General features: G+C 72.9%; 5 protein-coding genes. 3 read left to right on the forward strand and 2 right to left on the reverse strand.

The genetic code is table 11. From position 1 onward, the window contains the following. Positions 1–166 precede the first annotated feature (166 nt). Together ACFW2E_RS10400 and ACFW2E_RS10405 are read left to right on the forward strand one after the other, a co-directional pair. Positions 167–1,468 carry a glycosyltransferase gene (locus tag ACFW2E_RS10400; protein WP_384464382.1) on the forward strand — a complete coding sequence of 434 codons (1,302 nt, stop codon included), beginning with the start codon at positions 167–169 and terminating at the stop codon, positions 1,466–1,468. After that, complete coding sequence (locus tag ACFW2E_RS10405) at positions 1,465–2,727, forward strand: hypothetical protein (protein WP_384464385.1); 1,263 nt, start codon at positions 1,465–1,467, stop codon at positions 2,725–2,727. The genes ACFW2E_RS10400 and ACFW2E_RS10405 overlap by 4 nt, the downstream gene beginning before the upstream one ends. 211 nt (positions 2,728–2,938) lie before the next feature. Here ACFW2E_RS10405 and ACFW2E_RS10410 read toward each other — a convergent pair whose 3' ends face one another. Next, positions 2,939–4,717: an MOSC domain-containing protein gene (locus ACFW2E_RS10410; RefSeq protein ID WP_384464388.1), complete on the reverse strand. Its 1,779-nt coding sequence runs from the start codon at positions 4,715–4,717 to the stop codon at positions 2,939–2,941. A gap of 108 nt (positions 4,718–4,825) precedes the next feature. Here ACFW2E_RS10410 and ACFW2E_RS10415 point away from each other — a divergent pair, with 108 nt between their 5' ends. Continuing rightward, a complete protein-coding gene (locus ACFW2E_RS10415) occupies positions 4,826–6,226 on the forward strand; it encodes an MFS transporter (RefSeq protein WP_384464391.1) in 1,401 nt (466 codons plus the stop codon). 28 nt (positions 6,227–6,254) lie between these two features. On the opposite strand, the gene ACFW2E_RS10420 is transcribed toward ACFW2E_RS10415, so the two are convergent. Next, a partial coding sequence (locus ACFW2E_RS10420) for an SDR family oxidoreductase (protein ID WP_384464394.1) occupies positions 6,255–7,006 on the reverse strand: 752 nt, incomplete at its 5' end.

The raw sequence follows: 7,006 nt of genomic DNA on the forward strand, positions 1-7,006 counted from the left end.
GGGGGGGCCCCCCCCCCCCCCGCGCGGGCGCGCCCGCGCGCGCGCTCCCCCGGGGAGCCGGAAGAGCGCCCCCGCTCGGGCCGCACGTCCGTAACCCCTCCTCAACGCGGTACTGCCACGCATCACTTCGGCATGCCCCGTGACAGCACACAAACCGGGATGAACCATGACAGAAACAGGCTCGACAGCCGTGATGGCCTCCTCGCACTCCATGCAGGACCCGACCGACGGCACGCCGGACGACGGGACGGACGGACTGCCGCTCCGTACACCGGTGCCGGCGCACCAGCGGCAGCCGGTCCTCGACGTGGTCGTCCCGGTGTACAACGAGGCGAGAGACCTGGAGCCGAGCGTGCGGCGACTCCACGCCCACCTGCGCGCGACCTTCCCGTACCCGTTCCGGATCACCGTCGCGGACAACGCCAGCACCGACGCGACCCCGCGGATCGCGGCCCGGCTGGCCGCCGAGCTCCCCGAGACGGAGTGGCTGCGGCTCGCCGAGAAGGGGCGGGGACGGGCGCTGCACGCCGCGTGGTCGGGTTCCCGGGCGCCGGTGCTCGCGTACCTGGACGTCGACCTGTCGACCGACCTGACGGCACTTCTCCCGCTGGTCGCACCTCTCATATCCGGGCACTCCGACATCGCCATCGGCACGCGCCTTGCGCGCGGTTCGCGGGTGGTGCGCGGCCCCAAGCGTGAGGTCATCTCCCGCTGCTACAACGCCCTGTTGCGCTCCACGCTGGCGGTCGGATTCTCCGACGCGCAGTGCGGGTTCAAGGCCGTGCGGCGCGATGTCGCCGAGCGGCTGCTGCCCCTGGTGGAGGACGTGGGGTGGTTCTTCGACACCGAACTGCTGGTGATCGCCGAACGGGCCGGACTGCGCATCCACGAGGTGCCGGTCGACTGGGTGGACGATCCCGACAGCCGGGTCGACATCCTGGCCACCGCGCTCGGCGACCTGCGGGGCATCGCCAGGATCGGCCGGGCCCTGGCCCGCGGCTCGCTCCCCATGGGCGGCCTGCGCCGGACCGCCGACGGCGGCCCGCCGGGCGGTGCGGCCGGCCGGCTTCTGCGCTTCGCCGCCGTGGGAGCGGTGAGCACCGTCGGATACGTGCTCCTGTACGCGCGGTTGCGTCCGGCGGTGGGGCCACAGGCCGCCAACGCGCTGGCGCTGTTGGCCTGCGCGGTCGTCAACACGGCCGCGAACCGGCGACTCACCTTCGGCCTGCGTGGCCGCGGCGGTGCGCTGCGCCACCAGGCCAAGGGAGTGTTCGTCCTCGTCATCGGCCTGGCCCTCACCAGCGGGTCACTCGCCGTACTGCACCACCTGGCACCCGCAGCGGCGCGCCGCACCGAGGTCGGCGCGCTGGTGGCCGCCAACCTCGCGGCGACTGTCCTGCGCTTCCTCCTCTTCCGGATCTGGGTGTTCCCCGCGAACCGACGCCGGACGGGATCCACGAGCACATGAACCACACGACGACACCGGGGCCCCGTCCGGGCACCAGCCCCTCGGACGCCCCCGCCCCTGGCCGGGACCTGCGCCTGCGCCTGCGCGGGACGGCCCGTCAGTGCCTGCCCGTGCTCGCGATGTACGGCGTACTGAAGCTCATCGGCTTCGCCGTCTTCATGTACCTGCTGGCCTCGTCCGGGGAGTTCAGGAAGAAGCACCCGCGCTTCGGCGGCGGCGCCCACGCCTGGGACGTACTGGCCAGCTGGGACGGCTGGTGGTACCAGCAGATCGCCGCACACGGATACCACCCCGCGCTCGTCCCGGTGCCCGGGGCCACCGGGCTGATCACCCTGGAGGGCAACTCGGCCGCGTTCTTCCCGCTCTACCCCGCGACGATGCGGCTGGTCTCCGTGTGCACGGGTCTCGGCCTGTACGGGGCGGGCATGCTGGTCTCGGTCGTGGCCTCGTTCGTCGCCGCACTCGGCATCCATGCCGTCGCCGCCCGGTTCGGCGGCCATCGGGCCGGACTGGCCGCGGCCGGCCTGTGGGCCGTCTGGCCCGGCTCCGGCACGGAATGGTCGGGCTACTCGGAGTCCCTCTACGTCGCGCTCACCGTCTGGGCCTGTCACGCCGTCATGAGCCGCCGCTGGCTGACCGCGGGGGTCCTCACCTTCACCGCCGGCCTCAACCGCCCCACGGCCGCGGCACTCGTCGTCGCACTCTCCGTCGCCGCGCTCCTCGCGCTCCGCCGTCGCCAGGACGGCGTCGCACGTCCGCTGACCGCGATGCTGATATCCCCGCTGGGGCTGGCCGGTTATCTGCTGTGGGTCGGCGACCGGATGGGCGGCCTCGGCGGCTACTTCACCCTCCAGAAAGGCGCCTGGGCCCACACCTTCGACTACGGAAAGCAGACGTTCGACGTCTTCACCTCCATCGCGGTAGGCCGCTTCGACTACCTCTTCGCGTGCCCCCTGGAGGACATCATCGGCGTGGCGGTCGTCCTCCTGGGTCTGCTGCTCTTCCCCCTCCTGATCCGCCTGCGGGCCCCGGCCGTCCTGACCGTCTACACACTGTTCACCTTCGCCCTGGTCCTGGGCAGCCAGCAGATATTCGGCAACGTCTCGCGCTATCTGCTCCCGGCCTTCCCCCTCTTCATCCCGCCGGCGGTCCAACTGCGCGCACTGCGCCTGCCCTTGCTGTGCACCCTGCTCGGCATCACCGCGGTGGCCTCCGGCTCGTACGCGGGATACGTGCTCTTCGAAGTCGGGGTCCCCTAGCGCTCCCGAACCGGGGACCGTGTCCCCGGCGGCGAGGGGCGGGCCAGGGGACGGGACGGGCCCGTTGCCCGGAGGGCAAGGTCCCCGAGTACGCCGGTGACGAGTGGGACGCGTACTGGAGCACGCACACGCTCGACGAGCAGGGCAGCATTGTGCGACTCCCCGACGCTTAGCAGAGCGCCCGGACCGGCGAACCGCGTCGGCCCGGTGCTCACAGGTCCAGGACGACGGCGTCGGTGTCCCTCGCCGGGGTGGAACAGCAGATCAGGACGTTGCCCTCGGCCGGCGGGTCCACCGGGTCCGGTGAGTAGTCGACCGCGCCGGCCAGCAGGGGCAGCTCGCAGGTGTGACAGACACCGGTACGGCAGGACCACTGGACCGGTACGTCGCAGGCCTCCGCCAGTTCGAGGAGGCTGATCCGGTCCGGCTGCCAGCGGGCGGTCAGCCCGCTGCGCGCGAAGGTCACGTCGGGGCCGGTGCCGGGCCGTCCGGGCGGCTGGTGCGGGGCCGTGGGTGCCACCGGCGCGCTGATGCCGGGAGTGATGGCGGCCTTCGCTCCGAACAACTCGGTCCGCACCCGTGCGGGCTCCAGACCCGCCTCGACGAGGGCGGCGGTCGTGGCCTCCATGAAGGACCGCGGTCCGCACAGGTAGGCGTCTGCGTCGCCGGGCAGTCCGAGGGCGGCGACGCGTTCGGGCGTGAGCCGGCCCTCGTCCGTGTAGTCCACCCCCCGGCGGTCGTCCGGGCCGGGCCGGCTGTAGAAGATCCGGCACCGGGTGTGCGGCAGCGCGGCCAGCAGCTCGCGTGTCTCCCGGGCGAAGGCGTGCTCGGCGCGGCAGCGGGCGCCGTGCAGCCACCAGACCTCCCGCTCGGCGGCCGACTGGGCCAGGGCGTGCAGCATGGAGAGCACCGGGGTGGCCCCGACCCCCACCGACACCAGCACCACCGGGCTCGTTCCTTGCGTCAAGCGGAAGACACCGCGCGGCGCGGCCACCTCCAGCTCGTCACCGACGGAGGTGTGCGTGTGGAGATACGCGCTCACCACACCGCGGGGTTCGCGCTTGACGCTGATCCGGTAGCTGCCGGCACCGGGGGGGCCGGAGAGGGAGTAGCCGCGCAGCAGCGGCGCCTCGTGGGCGCCGGGGCGGACCTTCACCGTGAGGAACTGCCCGGGGAGCGCGGCGGGCAGCGGCCCCCCGTCCGCAGCGGCCAGCGTCAGGGACAGCACACTGCGGCTCTCCTCGTGGACACCTGCCACCCTCAGCCGCCGGAAGCCCGGCCAGGCGGGCGGCACGGCGGCCGCGCCCGTCAGACCCGCGTTCCCGCCCGCCCCGGTGCCACCGGGGCCGGCCTGCTCGAGGAGCGCGAGCATGGATGCCCGCCAGCCCGGACTGAGGGCCGGGATCCGCAGCGCCCGCTCCACCTGCTCCTGGCTGTGCCCGGGCAGGTAGAGCAGTCCGTCGATCTCCTCGACGGTCATTCCCCCGGGGCCGGAGGCGATCTTGGCGATCTCCTGTCCGGCCTCCACCTCGCCCTCCTCGATCACCCGGCAGTAGAATCCGGGGCGCCGATGGGCCACGAGGAGCGCCGCCATCCTGGGCTCCCCGAGGCGGAGGCCGACCCGGTAGCAGGTCACCCGTGGCTGGGTCACCTCGAACACGGCACCGCCGATCCGATAGCGGTCGCCGATGCACACCTCGTTGTCGGGCAGACCGTCCACGGTGAGGTTCTCGCCGAAGTGGCCGGGTCTCAGGTCGTCGCGATCCAGCTCCCGCGCCCAGTGGCGGTAGGAGTCGAGCTGGTACACGAGCACCGCGCGCATCTCCCCGCCGTGGCCGGCCAGGTCGCCCTGCCCGTCGCCCTCGATGTTCAGCCGCCGCACCGTCCGCGCCCCGGTGACGGGCTGCTTCCACGCGCCGGTGCGGACCGTGCGGCCGTGCCACCGCACATCCTTCGGCAGTCCGACGTTCACCGATGCCAGCGTCGGCATGACTCTCCTCGCCTGCCCTGGGCCACGGATCAAACCTCTCGATATGGGCTGAATCTCCCTTATCGTAATCTTCCGGTCTTGATCAGCGACAGGTGACGGGGTGGGAAGGTGCCGCCAGCGGAGGCCCTCGGTGGTGATGAGCCGGAGGCGGGGCCCGGACGGTGGTCGGGGGCGCCGCTGCTGGCGGTGTGCGCCGGGTATTTCATGGTGATTCTGGACGTCACCGTCATCAACGTCGCCGTTCCGGTCGTGGGCCGGGAACTGCCGGCCTCGCTCACCGGAATCCAGTGGATCACCGACGGCTACACCCTGGTCTTCGCGGGACTGCTGCTGACGGGCGGCGCACTGGGCGACCGCCTGGGAAACCGCCGGATCTTCTGCACCGGCGTGACCGTGTTCACGGTGTCCTCCATCGCGTGTGCGCTCGCGCAGAACGCCCCGTTCCTGGTGGTCGCCCGGCTGGTGGAAGGGGCGGGCGCGGCACTGATCGTGCCGGGTTCCCTGGCTCTGCTGCAGCAGGCCTACCCGGCGCCGGCCGAGCGTTCGCGGGCCTTCGGACTGTGGGGTGCGATGGCGGGCATCGCCGCCTCCGCCGGCCCGCTGCTCGGCGGGCTGCTGGTCTCCACCGTGGGCTGGCGCTGGGTGTTCCTCATCAACGTGCCGGTGGGCATCGTCTGCCTCATGCTGACGCTGCGTCATGTGGCTGCGTCGCCGCGACAGCGGGACCGGGCCATGGACTGGCCGGCGCAGTGCGCGGTCGTGGCCGCCGTGGCCCTGCTGACCGCCGCGCTCAACGAGGCGGGCCGGCGCGGCTGGTCCGATCCGGCGGTCCTCGCGGCGGCGGGCCTGACGGTGCCGGCCGTCGTGGCGTTCGCGGTGCGCGAGCGGCTGGCCCGGTCTCCCGCCCTTCCGCCGAGCCTGCTGCGCTCCCGTTCCCTGAGCGGCGGAGCCGTGATCGGCATGCTGTTCAACTTCGGCTTCTACGGGATGGTCTTCACCGCCAGTCTCGACTTCCAGCACCAGCGGGGGTTCAGCGCCCTCGGTACCGGGGTGGCGCTGCTCCCCGCCGTGGCGATGACGATGTTCGCCTCGGTCCTGTCCGGGCGCCTGACCCGCAGGACGGGCGACCGCCCCCTGGTGGTCACCGGCATGCTGCTGGCCGCCCTGGGACTGGCAGGCTGGGGCGCGGCGGGTCCCGAGCCGGCCTACCCGCTGCTCATCGCCCCGATGATGGCCGCCGGGTTCGGTACGTCCTTCGCCCTCACGGGCGCGACCAGTACCGTGATGGGGGCCGCGCCCGCCGGGTACGCGGGCACCGCCTCCGCCCTGTTCAACACCACCCGCCAGATCGGCAGCGCCACCGGCGTCGCGCTCGGCGGCACCCTGCTCGCCACGGCCGTGGACTACGACGCGGGGACGCGCACCAGCATGGCCGTCGGGGCGCTCGCCTACCTGACCGCCGCCGTCCTGGCGTGGTTCTGCGTACCTCCGAAGCACACACCGGCGTGAGCGAACAGGGCCGGTCCGGGCCCGTTCGTCAGTGGGGGAGGAGCTGCTGTCCGCCGTCGATGTCGTAGGTCGCGCCGGTGAGCGCGCCGTTGCACATGATGTGTACGGCCAGAGCGGCGACGTCCGCGGGGACGACGACGCGCCCGATGGGCAGCCTGGCCCGCAACTCCGCGCGCCGGGACTCCAGTCGGTCCCCCAGGAGTGAGGCCGACAAGGGTGTGTCGACGAAGCCGGCGGCGATGAGGTTGACCCGGATCGGCGCCATCTCGAGGGCCAGGTTGGCGATGAGGGCGGGCAGCGCCGCGGTGCCCGCGGACGCGACGGCCATGCCGACACCGGGGCGTCGGCCGCCGGTACCGCCCACGAACAGCAGTGTGCCTCCGGCCCGGACCCTGTCCCGGCTGTAGAGGGCCGTTCCCAGTGTCATGGCGATGCGCTCGTCGAAGGACCGGCGGGCCGTGGCCAGGTCCATGTCGGCCAGGGGCATGTACAGGGGGCTGCCGGCGGTGACCATCACATGGTCGACGGGATCCGGCAGGTCCGCGAAGAACTGCCCGAGCCGGTCGGTGTCGGTGGCGTCGAACGCCGCAGTGCCGATCGGGTCGAGTTCGTCCGCGGCCCGCCGCAGCCGGTGGGCGTGCTCGACCGGCAGGGACAGCGCGAGACAGCCCACGGCGGACCCGGCCGTGATCGGTACGGCCGCGCAGACCGTGCCCACCGCGTACTCCTGGAGGTCGAGGACGGGCACGGTGGGCGGCTGGGACTCCAGCCGGGAGAGCC

It is taken from the genome of Streptomyces sp. NPDC058964 (genome assembly GCF_042741275.1).
Classification (GTDB): domain Bacteria; phylum Actinomycetota; class Actinomycetes; order Streptomycetales; family Streptomycetaceae; genus Streptomyces.

Excerpts from the sequence above, each read along its gene's own strand:
- ACFW2E_RS10400 (WP_384464382.1), top strand. The coding sequence starts at position 167 with ATGACAGAAACAGGCTCGACAGCCGTGATGGCCTCCTCGCACTCCATG.
- ACFW2E_RS10405 (WP_384464385.1), top strand. The coding sequence starts at position 1,465 with ATGAACCACACGACGACACCGGGGCCCCGTCCGGGCACCAGCCCCTCG.
- ACFW2E_RS10410 (WP_384464388.1), bottom strand. The coding sequence starts at position 4,717 with ATGCCGACGCTGGCATCGGTGAACGTCGGACTGCCGAAGGATGTGCGG.